Annotated in this window: 1 protein-coding gene; it reads right to left on the bottom strand. The window is 60.9% G+C overall.

Annotated elements, in window-relative coordinates; genetic code table 11:
* The coding region (locus AC629_RS44415; RefSeq protein WP_084810834.1) for a DUF3182 family protein at nt 1-1,063 on the bottom strand (1,063 nt) is incomplete at its 3' end.
* Nucleotides 1,064-1,181: the final 118 nt, after the last annotated feature.

The raw sequence follows: 1,181 nt of genomic DNA on the forward strand, positions 1-1,181 counted from the left end.
TGGTCAACGGACCCTCCTCGGGATCATCACCATGGAAATGAATCGCTGCGCCAGCCGGGATTTTGCGTGGCTTTCCGTATTCCTTGACGGACGCGGTCTCGACCACCTGTAGGCCCGGATTATTGGCGAATGCAGTCAGAGCAGTGAGCTCGGCAGTGCTCGCTCCACCCGAGCGCCAGGAAGCCTCAAGCACGCCGGATCGCCACTGTTCGCGACCGTCGATACCTTGTCCGACGTCGTAGTTGCGGCGTGAGGCCAAGAAGCCGGGATATCTGGCAGCGTTGCGGTCATATGTTCGAGCTTGGTTTACGGCGAGCCGCTCTTCGGCAGCCATGGGAAGACTATCGAGTTCTGACCAGCCGCCCCGAACACAGATGAGGTGCGAGCCCCCGTAGACTGGGAGTCCGTGATTGTTCGCAATCGTCCGCTGTGTGCCGTGATAAGCGATCGAGCGATCTCCGATGGCCGTGCACCCGACGCTTCGGGTGACGACGCGACGCAGGTTGGTCTCGATCACGAGGCCATGAGCGGCGAGCTTCTCAGCCGGAAAATTCTCTAGATACGCTTCCAGTTCGGCCATGCTCGCGACAGTGGTTTGTCCGTGGCCGCCATCGCCCAGTGGCTCCTTCAGGCGGACCCTTCCAAGGGTAAAGAGCCGATCGGCGGCCCATGTTGCATCCTCAGCGCAAAACGTCGTGTAGCCCGGAAGAACCGCACTTTGGATGCTATCCGTGAATGCTGATGACCAGCCACGGGGATGTGGCGCATGTGCGCCCACCAAACCGTGTGTGATCGCTTTGGTCTTGACGAAGGGGTATGGCACGACCGCGCCATAGAGCTGCTGCGAAGAATGAATTCCAAGGACCTGGGCCTCATCCAGCATTAGCGTGTCGCTGGGAACGAAGAAAAGATCGGCCGCGACATGTGCCTTCGGATCGAATTCGCCCACAAATCGGTGCCCGACCAGGCGCGCGATGCTCTTCGCGACCACGGACAGCGTGACCTTCTCGTGGGTGTACACAGGGCCGCCCAGACCCGGGAAATGGATGGCGACTGCCTCCATGGCGCGCTCTTCGCGCCGGATGCGGCGAAGCGCTGACGGCTCTGAAGGGCCAAATCTGTGGTGGGAAGGGGGCTTGGGGCGGTCCATGCGCAACCATCTCAAACGAGTGAGCATTGGT

The organism is Bradyrhizobium sp. NAS80.1 (genome assembly GCF_001908205.1).
In the GTDB taxonomy this organism is placed as follows: Bacteria; Pseudomonadota; Alphaproteobacteria; order Rhizobiales; family Xanthobacteraceae; genus Bradyrhizobium.